Source organism: Gordonia sp. NPDC003950 (genome assembly GCF_053605205.1).
This window is the reverse complement of sequence record NZ_JBSGIT010000005.1, coordinates 20,563-36,553: the sequence shown is the minus strand read 5'-3', so window position 1 is coordinate 36,553 and position 15,991 is coordinate 20,563. Positions and strand designations below refer to the sequence as shown.

12 protein-coding genes are annotated in these 15,991 nt (G+C 66.3%); 4 read left to right on the top strand and 8 right to left on the bottom strand.

The features are described from left to right. Positions 1–19: 19 nt before the first annotated feature. Positions 20–1,588: a (2,3-dihydroxybenzoyl)adenylate synthase gene (locus tag ACWETB_RS05710; RefSeq protein WP_348803803.1), complete on the bottom strand. Its 1,569-nt coding sequence runs from the start codon at positions 1,586–1,588 to the stop codon at positions 20–22. A gap of 31 nt (positions 1,589–1,619) precedes the next feature. On the opposite strand from ACWETB_RS05710, the gene ACWETB_RS05705 reads away from it, so the two are divergent. The 3 genes from ACWETB_RS05705 to ACWETB_RS05695 all read left to right on the top strand — a co-directional run bounded on the left by ACWETB_RS05705 (position 1,620) and on the right by ACWETB_RS05695 (position 4,124). Continuing rightward, complete coding sequence (locus ACWETB_RS05705) at positions 1,620–2,315, top strand: isochorismatase family protein (RefSeq protein WP_348803802.1); 696 nt, start codon at positions 1,620–1,622, stop codon at positions 2,313–2,315. Beyond that, a complete protein-coding gene (locus ACWETB_RS05700) occupies positions 2,312–3,088 on the top strand; it encodes an SDR family oxidoreductase (RefSeq protein ID WP_348803800.1) in 777 nt (258 codons plus the stop codon). Before ACWETB_RS05705 ends, ACWETB_RS05700 begins: the two co-directional genes overlap by 4 nt. 64 nt (positions 3,089–3,152) lie before the next feature. Next, on the top strand, positions 3,153–4,124 hold the full coding sequence (locus ACWETB_RS05695) for an ABC transporter substrate-binding protein (protein ID WP_452209884.1): 972 nt from the start codon (positions 3,153–3,155) through the stop codon (positions 4,122–4,124). Between the two features lie 615 nt (positions 4,125–4,739). On the opposite strand, the gene ACWETB_RS05690 is transcribed toward ACWETB_RS05695, so the two are convergent. The 4 genes from ACWETB_RS05690 to ACWETB_RS05675 form a co-directional block, all read right to left on the bottom strand. Beyond that, complete coding sequence (locus tag ACWETB_RS05690) at positions 4,740–7,010, bottom strand: DUF222 domain-containing protein (RefSeq protein WP_348808642.1); 2,271 nt, start codon at positions 7,008–7,010, stop codon at positions 4,740–4,742. Between the two features lie 284 nt (positions 7,011–7,294). Beyond that, complete coding sequence (meaB, locus tag ACWETB_RS05685) at positions 7,295–8,293, bottom strand: methylmalonyl Co-A mutase-associated GTPase MeaB (protein WP_348808643.1); 999 nt, start codon at positions 8,291–8,293, stop codon at positions 7,295–7,297. A gap of 14 nt (positions 8,294–8,307) precedes the next feature. Continuing rightward, a complete protein-coding gene (gene scpA / locus ACWETB_RS05680) occupies positions 8,308–10,572 on the bottom strand; it encodes a methylmalonyl-CoA mutase (protein ID WP_348808644.1) in 2,265 nt (754 codons plus the stop codon). Then, the gene (locus tag ACWETB_RS05675) at positions 10,569–12,515 is read right to left on the bottom strand and encodes a methylmalonyl-CoA mutase family protein (protein ID WP_348808645.1); all 1,947 of its coding nucleotides are present in this window, start codon (positions 12,513–12,515) and stop codon (positions 10,569–10,571) included. Before ACWETB_RS05675 ends, scpA begins: the two co-directional genes overlap by 4 nt. A gap of 131 nt (positions 12,516–12,646) precedes the next feature. Here ACWETB_RS05675 and ACWETB_RS05670 point away from each other — a divergent pair, with 131 nt between their 5' ends. After that, the gene (locus ACWETB_RS05670) at positions 12,647–13,396 is read left to right on the top strand and encodes a TVP38/TMEM64 family protein (RefSeq protein WP_348808646.1); all 750 of its coding nucleotides are present in this window, start codon (positions 12,647–12,649) and stop codon (positions 13,394–13,396) included. A 33-nt stretch (positions 13,397–13,429) separates the two neighbouring features. Here ACWETB_RS05670 and ACWETB_RS05665 read toward each other — a convergent pair whose 3' ends face one another. The 3 genes from ACWETB_RS05665 to ACWETB_RS05655 are packed head-to-tail and all read right to left on the bottom strand — an operon-like array spanning position 13,430 to position 15,979. After that, positions 13,430–14,689 carry an SPFH domain-containing protein gene (locus ACWETB_RS05665; RefSeq protein WP_452209881.1) on the bottom strand — a complete coding sequence of 420 codons (1,260 nt, stop codon included), beginning with the start codon at positions 14,687–14,689 and terminating at the stop codon, positions 13,430–13,432. Beyond that, positions 14,677–15,105, bottom strand: a complete 429-nt coding sequence (locus ACWETB_RS05660) for an NfeD family protein (RefSeq protein WP_348803790.1) — start codon at positions 15,103–15,105, stop codon at positions 14,677–14,679. The genes ACWETB_RS05665 and ACWETB_RS05660 overlap by 13 nt, the downstream gene beginning before the upstream one ends. 46 nt (positions 15,106–15,151) lie before the next feature. Continuing rightward, positions 15,152–15,979, bottom strand: a complete 828-nt coding sequence (locus tag ACWETB_RS05655; protein WP_452210070.1) for a DUF3097 domain-containing protein — start codon at positions 15,977–15,979, stop codon at positions 15,152–15,154. Between the last annotated feature and the right edge of the window lie 12 nt (positions 15,980–15,991).

Below are 15,991 nucleotides of genomic sequence, written 5' to 3'. Positions count from 1 at the left end.
GTCGGGGTGCCGAGCCCGATCAGCGGGTCAGTAGCTCGCGCAGTTTCTTTCGGCTCACCTTGCCGACGCCGGTCTCGGGGAACTCGTCGATCACCGTGATCGCGTCGGGTAGCTTCCACTCCGCCAAACCTGCCCGGCGCACAAATGCGCGGATCGCGGCGAGCGTGGGCGGATCGTCGCGGTCGGCGGGGATCACGTACGCGCAGGTCCGCTCGCCGAGGTAGGTGTCGGAGGCGGCGACGACGATCGCATCCCGGACCGCGGGATGAGCCAGGAGATGCTCTTCGAGTTGTTCGGCGGACACCTTCTCGCCGCCACGGTTGATGCGGTCGGTGCCCCGCCCCCGCACCACCAGGTTGCCCAGAGCGGTGAACTCGACGACGTCGCCGGTGCGATACCAGCCGTCGGCGGCAAACGATGTGGGGCTCGCGCCCTCCCAGTAGGAACGAATCGTGTACGGTCCCTGCGTCTCCAGGAAGCCCGGCCCGTCGGTGACGGGGACGCCGTCCTCGTCCACGAGGCGCAGTTGGTCCCACTCCGACATCGGGCGGCCCTGCGTGGTGGTGATCTCGTCGTCGGGATCGTCGAGGCGGGTGTAGCAGACCAGTCCCTCGGCCATGCCGAAGACCTGCTGGAGTCGTGCACCCAACGCTGGGCCGATCCGCCGGGCGAGTTCATCGGGACAGCGGGCACCTCCCACCTGCACGGTCTCCAGACTCGACAGGTCGAAAGCCGTTCCGTTCTCTGCGGTTTCGGCCCAGATGCGGGCCAGCGGTGGCACCAAACCCACCATCGTGACCCGCTCCCGCGCGACCAGTTCCCAGGCCACCGACGGCAACGGAGCCGCCGACAACACGACCGTGCCACCGGCGTGCAGGGCGCCGAGGATGCCCGGTGAACTCATCGGGAAATTGTGGGCGGCCGGCAGGACGACGAGGTACACCGTGTTCTCGTCGACACCGCAGACCTCGTTGCTGCGGCGCACGCTGTACAGGTAGTCGGCGTGGGTGCGTGGAATCAACTTCGGTACGCCCGTACTACCACCGGACAGTTGCAGGAATCCGAGATCCTCCGGATCGGCCCGACCGTGATCGATAGGGTCGGCCCAGATCTCCTCGAGTACATCCGAGTCGATGAGGTGACCGATCGTATCGACCTGGTCGGCGACCGACCGCGCGAGACCGCGATAGTCGAATCCCGGCGTCGACGCCGGAGAGATGATCGCCACCGCCCCGGCCGACCGCGCGATGCCGACCAGTTCGTTCTCGCGGTGAGCCGGCAGACCGAACACCGGCAGGGCCCGCAGGCGGAACAGCGCGAACACCACTTCGACGTACTCGACGGAGTTCGGGATCTGTAGCAGGACCCGGTCGTCCGGCACGATACCGAGGGCAGCGAGCCCGGCGGCCAGACGGCCCACCCGATCATCGAGTTCGGCATAGGTCAGCGAACGATTCACGTCGACCACCGCGAGCCTGTCCGCGAACGCCGGATCCACGGCCCGACATGCGACGATGTCGTCGAAGGTGTCGTCGGTCCACACCCCATTCTCGCGATAGTGGTCGGCAAGTTCGGAGGGCCATGACATCACACGCACAAGGTGAGGCTACCCTAATGCTGTGTCCATTCCGCCCATAGCTCCCTACCGGATACCCGACGGGCCGTTCCCCGACCGGGTCGACTGGACGTTGCACCCCGACCGATGCGCACTTCTCGTCCACGACATGCAGCGCTATTTCATCGATGCCTATCGACTTGATCATGAGCCGATGGCCACCGCGCTACCCAACATGGTGGCGATTCGCGATGCCTGCAATGCGTTCGGGGTGCCGGTCGTCTACACGGCCCAGCCCGGCGATCAGCACCCGTCTCGACGCGGCATCCTCTCGGAATTCTGGGGCAGGGGGCTCAGTTCCGGACGGGACGAGGAGATCATTCCCCAACTGACTCCGGGGCCCGACGACATCTGCGTCACCAAATGGCGGTACTCCGGATTCCAGCGCACCGATCTGCGGCAGTTGCTCGCCCATCACGGCCGGGATCAGCTGATCGTGGTCGGGGTGTACGCGCACATGGGATGCATGATCAGCGCCACCGAGGCCTTCATGAGCGATGTCGCCCCGTTCTTCGTCGTCGACGCCATGGCCGACTTCAGCGCCGATGAGCATCGCATGGCGGCCGACTACATCGGCAAGCGCGCGGGACGTGTCCTCGATGCCGCTGCGGTGATCTCGTCGATCTCACCGCCGACGCGGGGCGGGACAGCGCTCACCGACGATCCTGGCGCGCGTGGCCGGTCCGGGATCACCGCATGAACGATGGTCCATTGACGCCCGTCTCCGGGGTGGCGGGTGCGCTCGCCGTCGTCACCGGCGCCGCCGGCGGTATCGGATCGGCGGTCTGCGCGGTACTGCGCGAATCCGGCGCCACCGTGATCGGCTGGGATATCCACCGGGACCCCGATACAACGCACGGTGACAAGCACCGCCGGCCGGCTCGGGGTGGTGACGTCAGCGACGTCGACATCACCGATCGCGATGCCGTCGCTGCCGCCTGGGACGCCGTCGAGCGCGACCACGGACCGGTTGACATCGTCGTCTCGGCGGCCGGAGTGATGAGTGACGACTGGGATCTGTGCATGGCGGTCAACGCCGGCGGGGTCCGAAACCTTCTCGACGTGGCGGTCCCGACACTGGTGGAGCGACGCCACGGAGTCGCGGTCGTGGTCTCCAGCAACGCGGGTGCCACACCACGTTCCGCCTTTCCGGCCTACGCCGCATCGAAGGCGGCCGCAACGTCCTACGCACGATGCATCGGTCTGGCCGCGGCACCATCCGGGGTGCGCGTGAACGTGGTGTCACCAGGGTCGACCAACACGCCGATGCTCCGCGGGATGTGGTCGTCCACAGACGACCGCACTACCGTACTGGCCGGTGACGCAACGCAATTCCGCCTCGGGATCCCGCTGGGGAGGATCGCCGAGGCGAGGGATATCGCAGAGACTGTCGTCTTTTTGGCCTCCGATGCGGCGCGTCACATCACGATGCACGACCTCCGGGTCGACGGAGGCGCGACATTGGACAGCTAATCAGCGATCCACCTTCCCTGCTCATTTTCCCGACCGACAACCCCGACGATTGGAATCAATTCTCGTGAGTAACTCCCGATTGATGCTGCGCGGCCTGGTAGTGGCCGTCGCCATCGGCATGACCGCCTTCCTCGGCGCATGCTCGTCTCCCGATGAGGACTCGTCCTCGAGTGACTCGTCGTTCTCGCCGGTCACCATCACGCACGAGTACGGCTCGACCGAGATCACAGCGAAGCCGACCCGTGTGGTCACTCTCCTGACCGACTGGACCGACACGCTTGCGGCGCTGGACATCCCGATTACGGCGACTTTCGTGCCGGAATCTGCACCGACGTACTCGTGGACACCGCAGAACAATGCGGAGGTCGTGAAGGTCGCCGATCCCACGCAGGTGACGGTGGCCGAGTTGGCCAAGTACAACCCGGACCTCATCCTGGCCGGACCGCTCGGTGACCAGAACCGCTACAACCAGCTCAGCGAGATCGCGCCCACCATTCCGCTGATCAACAAGGGCGCCACGGTGGACACGTGGGAGCAGCTGGCCACCACCACCGGAGAGATCTTCGGTGTGAAGGATCAGGCTCAGAGCCTGATCGACGAGACCAATGCGAAGATCTCGAAGTTCAAGTCCGACAACCCCGGTTCGCAGGGTAAGACCTTCACCTTTGCGCAGGTCATGCCGACCGGCCAGATCGGTGCGGTCAACACGACCGAGGATCCCGCTGCCGGTCTGATCGCCCAACTGGGCTTCACCCTCAACCCCGAGGTCGCCGCGCAGCACACCGAGGGGCAGACCCGGTCGCGGATCTCCCCCGAGCGCATTGACCTGCTGAACTCCGATCTGCTGATCGCGTACGTTCCGGGCGGCGATTTCGCTGCGGTGCAGAACATTCCGGGTTGGAGCAACCTCACCGCCGTCAAGAACGGGACCGTGGTGTTCCTCAACGACGACACGCAGCCCGCGTTCAGCGTGCCGAGCGCACCGTCGGTCGGGTTCGTCATCAACACCCTGAATCCGGTGGCCGCCAAGCTCTGATCCGGCGGACCGATTGCGACGAGCCGGTGTGGGTGATTCAGTTCGCCCACACCGGCTTTCGTTCTGCTTCTCGCCGGTGCCGGCCCCGCCACCATCATTCGCTGCTCGAACAGGCCCTTTCGCCGGTCGAGGCCCCAGTTCGCCGGTCGAGGCCCCAGTTCGCCGGTCGAGCAGTCCCTTTCACCGGTCGACGCCTTAGTTCGTCGGTCGAGCAGTCCTTTCGCCGGTCGAGCCGTGGCGAGCCCCCAGGGCGAGCCGCGAGTCGAGACCACCGCAGGGTGCGCCGGAACTCACCGACAGGTTCTGCTGATCCGCCGGGCCGAGCTTGTCGAGGTCGAGTTCCCGTCCCGTTAGTCGAGCCGCACCACCCGTTGGTCGAGCCTGGTCGAGCCGGTCCGGAGCGATAGCCGCCGCGTTGAGCTCCGTCGAAACGGAGGACCGTGTCGAGACCTCGCAAGGAAAGGCTGGAACTCGCCACCCGACCCGTTGGTCGAGCCGGTGAGGAGCGATAGCGACGAGCCGTGTCGAGGCCTCGTAAGGCGAGGCTGGAACTCCCCACGGCCACAAAAGTTTCAGTGGTCGTGAGGCCTGACCAGTCCGGCGGGCGGGGCTGATTCAAGAAGTGTCGAGCCGATAGTGGAGCCTGGCGGCCAGCACACGTTCGATCCGGCTGTTACGAGGGTTCATGCCGATGGCGGCCAGTTCCTCAAGCTCACGTTCGACGTCGGTGCGGCCTTCACGGATGAGGCGCTCGCGTGCCTGACTTTCGGTCGTCCTGTCGCTGACACGGATCCGCGTACGTGAGGCACGTTCGAGCCCGGCAGTGGTGGCAGGGTCGTCGGGATCGTCGGTGATCGGAACACCGTCTCCGTCGAAGATGACCAGGTCGATCTCCCCGGTGTTGGCGGCACCGAGTTTGTCGGAGTGCGCGTCGCCTACGGCGTCGGGCCTGTTCCGTTGGTCAGGCGGTCGTGGTTCGACAGCATCGGATTGGGCTGCGCCTGAATCGTATTGGTCGACGCCTGGGTCGGGCTGATCGATGACGTCGGCATCGTGATCGTCGTGCTTGTCGACGCTGTCTGCGATGTCGATGCTGCCGTCGATGGTCGAGGAGTCGGCAGCCGGAGCGTGATCGTCACTCGGAACACTACGGTCGGACGGGGTTTCTGCCTCGACGGTCGCCGGGGCTTCGGCCTCGTGGTCGCTGTCGTCGTCGGGATCGGCCGGTTCGTCGACGTCGGCGGTGGCGTCGGGATCGACCGACTCGGCCTCAACCTCTGCTTCGGCGTCGGCTTCGATGTCAGCAGTTTCGGCATCCACCACTTCGGCATCAACCACGTCGGCATCAACCGAGTCGGTGTCTGCGGGTTCGGTTGCGCCGGAACCACTACCGATGCCGGTGTCCTCGCTGGTGGTGTGGTCGCTGTGGATCTGATCCCGGATCTGGTCGAGTTTCTGCTCGTAGAGGGCGGTGATGTCGGGGTGATCGTTGACGATCTTCGGGTTCTCCGGCATGCCGGGTGCGGCGTTGAGTTGCCACCAGCACCGTCCGGCGAGCGGTCCGTCTTCGTAGATGCCGGTGGTGTACTGCCCCGGGTTCGGGCCGACCATCCGGTTGTGCGGACCGCACGCCGGCGCGAGGTCGGTGATGTCGGTTTTCCCGCCATCAGCCCAGTCTTTCTTTGCGTGATGCATCTCCGAATGCGACGCGGGTTGCCCACATCCGGGGAACGAGCACACTTCACCGCCGGTGCGGGAGAACGACGCGATCCGCTGCTCGGTCGACGCCAACCGGCGGGCCCGCCCCAGATACAACGGGAGGTCGATCGCGTCGGAGAACACCGCCAGGAACTGCTGCAGATCGTTGGGATCCTTGATGTCACCCAACGCCGAGAGTAAGTCCGGAATGGGAATCGTCGAACCAGAGGCGGTGGTGGCGTACCCGGCGCCGGCCAGCAAGTCCTGCAGGAACGTTTTGATGATCAACGCGACCGGCAGGCCGCGATGCGTTTTGCCGAGGACGCCTTCTTTCATCGCCGACACCAACAGGACGTGCATCGCATCGTGATTGCGTTGTGCTTGGGAACGATCGTCACGCTTGACCGCCGCCGCCAGCACGTCGGGGTCGGCGTCCCCGATGGCGCCGGTCGGCGATTCCAGATCACTCAAATTATTCATCCCGGGCTGCGCCCACGCATCCAACATGGAGTCCCACAAGGCACGGGTGACCGGCGGGAGATGCCCGTTCAGTTTCGCCATCCCATCGACACGGGATTGGTTGATCCACAGGTTGCGACGCTGTTGGCGTTCCTTCTCCTCCACCAACTGCCCATCGGGATCGAGGTGCGCCAGAATCCGGGCACCCATCTTGGTGATATCCGCCGGAATGTGTTCGGTGGCCTTCTCACCCAAGGTGGCTTCGGCCGCGACCTTCTTGTCGTGCGGAACGGCGTTCGGGATGTTGTCCAACGCTTCGAGTGCTGCCGAGAGGTGGGTGTGGCCGATCAAGCCCTTCTCATACGCGGCCGACAAGGTCGGGAACTTCGGCTCCTCCGGTTGCCCGGTCAAACCGTGGAATCGGGCGGTGGCCTTCATGTGAGCGATGCGCATGGTGGGTTGCGCGATCCGCAGATCGTAGTTCAGAAAGTTCGACAGGCTGACTTTGCCGACCTTGCGGTGCACACCACGATCCGAGATTTCCAGGATCGCCCGATCACCTTGAAAGTGGGTACGGGTCGCGATCTGTTCGGACAGTTTCGCTGCCTCGATGACTTCGGTGTCGGAGCATGCGGTCATCGGGGTGGCGGCCAGTTCGTCGAGCAATGCGTTGATCTGGTGCATCAGTGCCAGTGGTTGCGACATGGGGGTGTCGGTGGTGTCTGTCATGCTGATGTCACCTCCCCCGAGAAGGCCGTTATGGCGTATGTGTTCTATTGTAGCTGTCCTGCATGACGCCGCAAGTGTTTTCTATCCACAGCTTATGGATGAACCAGTGTGGTTGGGGTGGTGGGGTTTTCGGCGTCGGCTTGCGTGGTCTCGACACGGGCTTCGCTAGCGCTCCGCCCGGCTCGACCGGCGGGATAGCGGCTCGACCTGCGGGATGAAAGTGTTCGACCGGCGGGATGAGGGTCTCGACCGACCGGGATGAGGGGTGCTCGAGGCGGGCGGAATCAGGTGCGCGATTCGCCGTCGAAGATCTCGACGATCTGTGCCGCACCGAGAGCCGGCGTCAATTCTGCTCCGCGCACGCGTCTTTCGATGTCAGACCGCTCGGCCTTGACGGCCGGGCTGTTGGCGAGGCGGGACACCACGGTGTCGCGGGCCATCTCCCACATCCAGTCGATCTGTTGACGACTGCGGCGCGCATCGAATTCGCCTGCGGCCATCAGTGTTTCACGGTGCTTCTCGATCGCCGCCCAGTAGTCGTCGACTCCGGTGTTCTCGATCGCACTCATGGTCTGCACCGGCGGGAACCACAGCGCGTCATGCGGATAGATCAGTCTCAGCGCGTTCTTCAGTTCGCGCGCAGCCGACTTGGCCTCGGTGAGGTGTTTGCCGTCGGCCTTGTTCACGACGATCACGTCAGCAAGCTCGAGCACACCCTTCTTGATGCCCTGGAGGGAGTCACCGGTGCGGGCCAGCGTGAGGAAGGAGAAGGTGTCGACCATGTTGGCCACAGCCACCTCGGACTGCCCGACGCCGACCGTCTCGACGAGCACCACGTCGAAGCCGGCAGCCTCGACCAGCACGATCGTCTCCCTGGTCGCCTTGGCGACGCCACCGAGAGTGCCCGAGGTCGGCGACGGACGGATGTAGGCGCGTCGGTCCATCGACAGCCGCGCCATCCGCGTCTTGTCACCGAGGATGGACCCGCCGGTGCGCGTCGATGACGGATCCACCGCGAGAACCGCGACCTTGTGGCCCTTCTCGATCAGATAGAGCCCGAGCGCCTCGATCGTCGTCGACTTCCCCACCCCGGGCACACCGGTGATCCCCACGCGAAAAGACTTGCCCGCGTGCGGAGTCAGCCGGAGCAACAACTCCTGGGCGGCCCTCCGATGCTCTGGACGGGTCGACTCCACCAGCGTGATCGCCCGCGCCAGATCTGAACGACTGTCCTCCAGGATCGCCTTCTCGAGCTGGTCGACATCGATCGGACGTCGCGTCACCCTCGCTGTACCGGTCACTCCGACGCGGCGCCCGCGAGTTCGAGGCCAAGGTTGTCGGCCAGTTTGTTGACCAGTTCCACCGCCGAGTCGGCGATGACCGTGCCGGGCGGGAAGATCGCGGCGGCACCGGCCTCGTACAACTCATCGAAGTCGCCGGGCGGGATCACGCCACCGACCACGATCATGATGTCCGGACGACCCACCTTCTCCAGGGCCTCCCGAAGTGCCGGCACCAGGGTGAGGTGCCCGGCGGCCAACGACGACACGCCCACGACGTGCACATCGTTGTCGGCGGCCTGCGCGGCCACCTCCTCGGGTGTGGCGAACAGCGGGCCCACGTCGACGTCGAAGCCGAGATCGGCGAACGCGGTCGCGATCACCTTCTGACCTCGGTCGTGGCCGTCCTGACCCATCTTGGCCACCAGCACGCGGGGACGCCGGCCCTCCGCCTCGGCGAAATCTGCCACGATCTTTGTGGCGGCGTCGACGCCGGTCACTTCGCCCACCTCATGTCGATACACCCCGCTGATGGTCTTGATCTCTGCCTGGTGCCGACCATAGACCTTTTCCAGCGCGGCGGAGATCTCACCGACGGTCGCCTGTTGCCGTGCCGCCTCGATCGCCAGGGCCATCAGGTTGTTCTCCATGCCACCCTCGGTGGCCGCGGCGGCCCGGGTGAGGTTGGCCAGCGCCGCCTCCACCGCCACCGAATCCCGGCCCGCGCGAAGACGTTCCAGCTTGTCGAGCTGTTCGGCGCGGACCTTGGAGTTCTCGACCTTGAGGACCTCGATCTCCTCGTCGTCGGCCACCCGATACTTGTTGACACCGATCAACGGCTGCTGTCCCGAGTCGATACGTGCCTGGGTGCGTGCCGCCGCCTCTTCGATGCGCAGCTTCGGCAGGCCCTCGTTGATGGCCTGGGTCATGCCGCCGGTCTCCTCGACCTCGGCGATGTGGGCGCGGGCCTTCTGCGCCAACTGATGGGTCAGCCACTCGACGTAGTTCGAACCGGCCCACGGATCGATGGGTCGCGTCGTCCCCGACTCCTGCTGCAGCAGCAGCTGGGTGTTGCGCGCGATGCGCGCGGAGAAGTCGGTCGGCAGGGCGATCGCCTCGTCGAGGGCGTTGGTGTGCAGCGACTGGGTGTGTCCCTGGGTGGCCGCCATCGCCTCCACGCAGGTGCGGGCGACGTTGTTGAACACGTCCTGGGCGGTCAGCGACCAACCCGAGGTCTGCGAATGTGTGCGCAGCGACAGCGATTTCGCACTCTTCGGATCGAACTGGGCGACCAGTTCGCTCCACAGCAGGCGTCCCGCACGCAGCTTGGCGACCTCCATGAAGAAGTTCATGCCGATGCCCCAGAAGAACGACAGCCGCGGTGCGAACTTGTCGATGTCCAGACCCGCGTCGAGACCCGCCCGGATGTACTCGACACCATCGGCGAGGGTGTACGCCAACTCCAGATCGGCGGTCGCCCCGGCTTCCTGAATGTGGTAGCCGGAGATCGAGATCGAGTTGAACTTCGGCATCTTCTGGCTGGTGTACTCGAAGATGTTCGAGATGATCCGCATCGACGGTTTCGGCGGATAAATGTAGGTGTTGCGGACCATGAACTCTTTGAGGATGTCGTTCTGGATGGTCCCGGCGAGCTTCTCCGGTGGCACGCCCTGCTCTTCTGCGGCAACCACATACAGCGCCAGAATCGGCAGCACCGCACCGTTCATCGTCATCGACACGGAGACGCTGCCGAGATCGATACCGTCGAACAACTGGCGCATGTCGAGGATCGAGTCGATCGCCACACCGGCCATACCGACGTCGCCGGCCACACGGGGATGATCGGAGTCATAGCCACGGTGGGTCGCCAGGTCGAAGGCCACCGACAGGCCCTTCTGTCCGGCCGCGAGGTTGCGGCGGTAGAAGGCGTTTGACTCGGCGGCGGTCGAGAAGCCCGCGTACTGACGGATCGTCCACGGCTGATTCACGTACATCGTCGGGTACGGACCCCGGATGAACGGCGCCGCACCGGGAATCGAATCCAGCGGATACGGATGGTCGTCGTCGGCGGTCACCGCGTCACGGTCGGCGCGGGTGTACACCGGTTGGACGTCGATCTGCTCCGGGGTGCTCCAGGTGACCTGCTCGGTGGTGTAGCCGTGAGCACCCGACAAGGTCTCGATGACGTCGTTGCCTGCGTCCGCACTCACCGCCGGGACGTCGACGTCGAGTTCGACGTCGGCGAAACTCGGTACGGCGGTGCGCTGTTCGGTGTTGGTCATGCGGATGCTCCCGAGGTCGCGGACTCGGCAGGTGCGAGCCGGTCGAACAGTTCGGTCAAGGTGGTCACCGCGTCGATCCCGACACGTAGCGAGCCATCCGGGCTGTCGTCGCCGGCCGGCCACTCCCGATCCGGGCCGGCGAGCAGCACCTTCTCGAGACCCGCGGCACGGGCGGCGGCGAGTGCGGCGGCACCGTCCGATGCATACCGCGCCTTGGTGCCGCAGAGGACGGCGATCGAGGTGTTGGCGTCGGCGACGGCTCCTGCGATGGCCTCGGCCGTCAGCGGTCCGGGATTGATCGCCGAGATGCCGCCGGCCGCGAGGAGGTTGGCGACAAAGGTGGTGCGGCCGTTGTGCTCGGCCACACTTCCCAGCGGCAGCAACACGATCCGCGGGCGGGATCCGGTCTCGGCGAGTACCCCGTCGGACCGGTCACGCAGTGCCTCGAAGGCCCGGCCGACCCTGGCGAGCCGTGGCGTCGCACCGACGAGGTCCGTCGCGGCGGAGACATCGGCACCCAGCGGCTTCTCGTCGAGGTTCGGGAATTCGTTGACACCGGTCACCGACTCGCGACGATGAGCGACCTCCACGTCGCGGGTGGCCAGCGATTCGGCAACCCGCTCGGCGATCCAGCCGTCGTCGAGGGCCGCACGGTAGCCACCCCGGGCCTCGATGTCGCCGAAGACCGCCCACGCATTGGCGGCGAGGTCGTCGGTCAGCGCTTCGACGAACCACGAACCACCGGCGGGATCGAGGACGCGCCCGACGTTGGATTCCTCGAGCAGCAGCAGCTGCGTGTTGCGTGCGATGCGTCGTGAGAACGTCGCGCTCGACGTGCGGTGGTCGGCCGGAATGGCCGCGTCGAAGCCGAGGACGGTCACCTGGTCGGCACCGCCGACGCCGCCGCCGAAAGCAGCGATCGTGCTGCGCAGCATGTTCACCCACGGGTCGCGCTGCGAGTACATCGACAGATCGGTGACCGCGTGGGTCAGGGCCGCTCCGGCCGCGCGTGCGCCGAGCACGTCGGCCACCCGTGCCCACACGCGACGCAGGACTCGCAGTTTGGCGATTCCGGCGAACTGGTCGTCGTCGACGGAGACCGCGAACGAGATCTGTCCGAGTGCCTGATCCACGCCGAGTCCCGCGGCGGTCAGCTCGCGCAGATGCGCCACGGCTGCGGCGACGACGAGCGCGAGCTCGAGTCCGTTGTCGGCGCCGGCGGTCGCGAAGTCGGTGCCGTCCACGCGTAACGTTCGCACCCCGGCCGGGCCGTCGGTGGCGACCTCGACGGCGAGCGCGGTGGCGGCCGCCGGATCGACGGTGTCACGACCGGAGAAGGCGGCGGTCAACGGGGACAGACCCAGCGACACCGTGGTGGCAGCGGTCGGTGCCGCGGCACCGGATACCGATGCGGATGCCTTCTTGAGATCGAGCAGCGCACGGGCGGCGTCGATGCCCAGGGCGCCGGCGTCCAGGGTGACCGGTACGAGGTCGAGGTACACACCGGAGAGAACTCCGGCGAGGTCGTCGACGCCGATGTCCTCGCCGATCTTGAGCCACAGTCCACTCGCCCCGTTGGTCATCGCCTCGAGGATGGTGGTGTTGATCTCGGAGATCGCCGTGGTGCCGGATTCTCCGGTGGTCGGGTCACCGAAACGTTCGGTCACCCGCCACCCGGTCAGCACGTCACGCTCGGGGTCGGCGCCCCGCACATAGGGGAACTGGCCGGGGACTCCGGGCTCGGTCGTCTCGTCGCGGCGTGTGTAGAGCGGGCGAACGGTGAGACCGTCCCGCGTCTTCGTCGACAGCAGTGCCTCGGGACTGTCGGGCAGATCCGCGACCTCGACTCGTCGGGACTTGGCCAACACCGCCGCCGCGGCCACCGACCACGCCTGATAGGCCTCATCGAGTGTCGGCTGAGCTTGGGCTGATTGCTCGGGCATCGTGTGGGACACACCTCCGTCGTGCACTCGGTTCGAGAGCGTAAATGACCTTAGCCGATCGCTCGCTCGGTCGACGCATGTGGTCGGCATCGTGAGATATGCCACGCCGTCACGGCCGGTAAAGTGAGCCGGTGCCCTCCGATTCTCCCATCACCGACGACGCCACGACGGCGGATCGGTCGGCATCGGCCCAGTCAACATCGGCCCAGTCGGCGCACCGATCCGTCCAGGCGCAGGGACGACGGAACATCCGCAACGCGGTGATCGGGTTTCTCGCCCTCTGCGCGGTGCTGGCCATCTCCTATCTCATCCCGATTCCGTCGATCTCCAGTGTCCGAAGCTGGGGTGAACACCTCGGACCGGCATTCGTCTGGGTGTTCTTCGTCGCCTACGTGCTGTGCACCCTGCTCCCGATCCCCCGGACGATCTTCACCGTCATGTCGGGTGTCTTCTTCGGTCCGGTCGTGGGCTTGGTCGGGGCGATGATCGCGGCCACCACCGCCGCCTTCCTGGCATTCGAGATCTCCCGGCGGGTCGGGCAGGAACGCGTGCAGAAACATCTGCGTCGACCGGTGATGCGCGCTATCGAGTACCGCCTCAACACCCGTGGGTGGCTCGCCGTCGGGTCATTGCGCCTCATCCCGATCTGTCCGTTCTGGCTTCTGAACTACTCGGCGGGACTCTCGTCGGTGCGCGTCGTGCCGTACATGATCGCGACGGTCGTCGCCATGGCACCGGGTACGACGGCGGTGGTGTTGCTCGGTGACGCGCTGACCGGCACCCGCAATCCGTGGCTGATCGCCCTCAGCGGCTGCTTCTTCGCCATCGGTGTGGTCGGGCTCATCCTCGACGCACGGATGCCGGTCCGACAGCGGTCCTGATCGATCCCGGACCGCGGGCCCCGGACTGCGGGCTCAGCCGGGCTGATACCCCTCCGCCGGCCCATCAACGGCGGGTGTCTGCGGCACGCCCGGCACCGCGGGAGTCTCGATGCCCGTGCCGCCGGCGATCCCCGGGGTCGCGATGTCCGGCTTCGTGATCTCCGGTCGACGCATCGGAACATCGGGTTCGACGGGCTGTCGTGCCACGGCCTCCGCGGCGGCGACCGCCTCGGCGACCTTGGGATCGGTCGACATGTCGAACCACGTCTCGGTCTCGGAGTCGTCGACGTCGGGCACCGCGTCGTCGGCCGGTTGGTACCGGAACACACCGTCGTCGCCCTGGACGCCGAAGGACTTCGCGAAGCCCTGCAGGGCCGAACCGAAGTCGGTGGGCAGCACCCACACCTTGCTGGCCTCACCCTTGGCCATCTCCGGGATCTGCTGCAGGTACTGATAGGCCAGGATCTCCGGCGTGGGTTTGGCGGACTTGACCGCGGCGAAGGTCTTCTGGATCGCCTTCGCCTCGCCCTGCGCCTTCAGGTAGGTCGCGGCACGGTCACCCTGGGCGCGCAGGATCCGGGACTGCCGGTCGGCTTCGGCACCGAGGATCGCGGCCTGTTTGGCGCCCTCGGCGGCGAGGATCTGGCTTTGTTTGGCACCTTCGGCGGTCTTGATCGCCGATTCGCGTTGGCCCTCGGCCGCCAGGATGGTGGCGCGCTTCTCACGGTCGGCCTTCATCTGCTTTTCCATCGACTCCTGGATCGACGGTGGCGGCATGATCGACTTCAGTTCGACTCGCGCCACCCGCAGTCCCCACCGGCCGGTGGCCTCGTCGAGAACGCCGCGGAGCTGCCCGTTGATCGAGTCACGTGAGGTGAGGGTCTCCTCGAGGGTCATGCCGCCGACCACGTTGCGCAGCGTGGTGATGGTCAACTGCTCCACGCCGGCGATGTAGTCGTCGATCTCGTACACGGCCGACCGTGGATTGGTGACCTGGAAGTAGACGACCGTATCGATCGAGAGGGTCAGGTTGTCCTCGGTGATCACCGGTTGCGGCGGGAAGGACACCACGCGTTCACGGATGTCGACGCGCGCCCGGATGCGGTCGATGAACGGCACGAGCAACGTCAGTTGGCCCGACACGGTCCGGGTGTACCTGCCCAGTCGCTCGATCACGGCGGCCTCCGCCTGCGGGATCAGTGCCACCGACTTCGCCAGCACGACCACCACCAGCACGATCAGCAGGACCGCGATCGCCAGTCCGAGATACTCCACGCCACTCACCCTTTCCATACGACGGCGGTCGCGCCGTCGATCTGCATCACGGTCACTTCGTCGCCCGCCTCGAAGACATCACCGGGGGTCATCGACCTGGCCGACCAGATGTCCCCACCGATCTTGACCAGGCCCTCGTGCTCATCGACACGCGCGGTGACGGTGGCGTGCTTGCCCTCCAGCGCCTCGGTGTTGGTCAACAACGCGGGACGAGAAAGCATGTGCCGCTTGGCAACCGGGCGCACGAATGCGAGTAGCAGGACCGACACGACGGCGAAGACGATGCCGTCCACCCAGATCGGCGGGGAGAACAGGAAGTCGGTGGCCGACGCCGCGAGTGCTCCACCCCCGAGCATGAGCAGCACGAGATCGCCGCTGACCATCTCGCCGATCAGCAACACGATGACGGCTGCGAGCCAGAGCAATGCGCTCATACCACCAGTCTGCCAGACACCGGGCCGGCGGCAGCCCGACTCGAGGTCAGGCGTCGCCGTCTGCGGCGGTCACGAAATCGATGAGTTCCTCGACCGGCCGGAGCAGATCGACCTCCAGATCCTTGTACCCCGACACTGCGCCGAGCACCCGACGCCAGCCGTCTTGCGTTGTCCCCCAACCCAATCGGGTGCAGATCCCGGTCTTCCAGTCCTCCCCGCGCGGCACCCTCGGCCACGTGGCGATGCCGACCGATGCCGGCTTGACCGCCTCCCAGACGTCGATGAACGGATGCCCGCACACCAGCACGTGTTCGCCGACATCGGTGGTCAGGCGTTCCTCCTTGGACCCGGCGACGAGGTGATCGACGAGGACGCCGGCACGGCGATGTGCGGCGGGCCCGAACTCCTCGAGCACGGCGTCGAGATTGTCGAGTCCGTCGAGACCGACCACCACCACACCCTCCGCGCGCAGGTCGGCACCCCACACGCGTTCGACCAGGGTGGCGTCGTGGACGCCCTCGACGAAAATCCGACTCGCGCGCGCCCGGCGGGCCCGGGTCGTGGGTGCCACCCGCGACCCGGATGCGGTGCGTGTGGCGGCGACGGGACCGCGGCCGCGAGGCCGCACCAGTGTGACGGGCTTCCCGTCGATGAGAAACGCGGCCGGATGCATGAGGAACACCCGCGTGCGGCCGTGGCGGTCCTCAAGCCGGACCAGGTCGCCGGCGTAGCTCTTCTCGTGGCCGACGACAGCGCCGCAGAATCCGCTCGCCGCGTCCTCGACGACCAGATCGCGTTCGGCGGCGACCTCGGGCACTCGTGGTGCGGCCCGGCGCGGCGATGACAAGACATCTCGTCCGTATCGATCATTCATCACTCCGGCCAC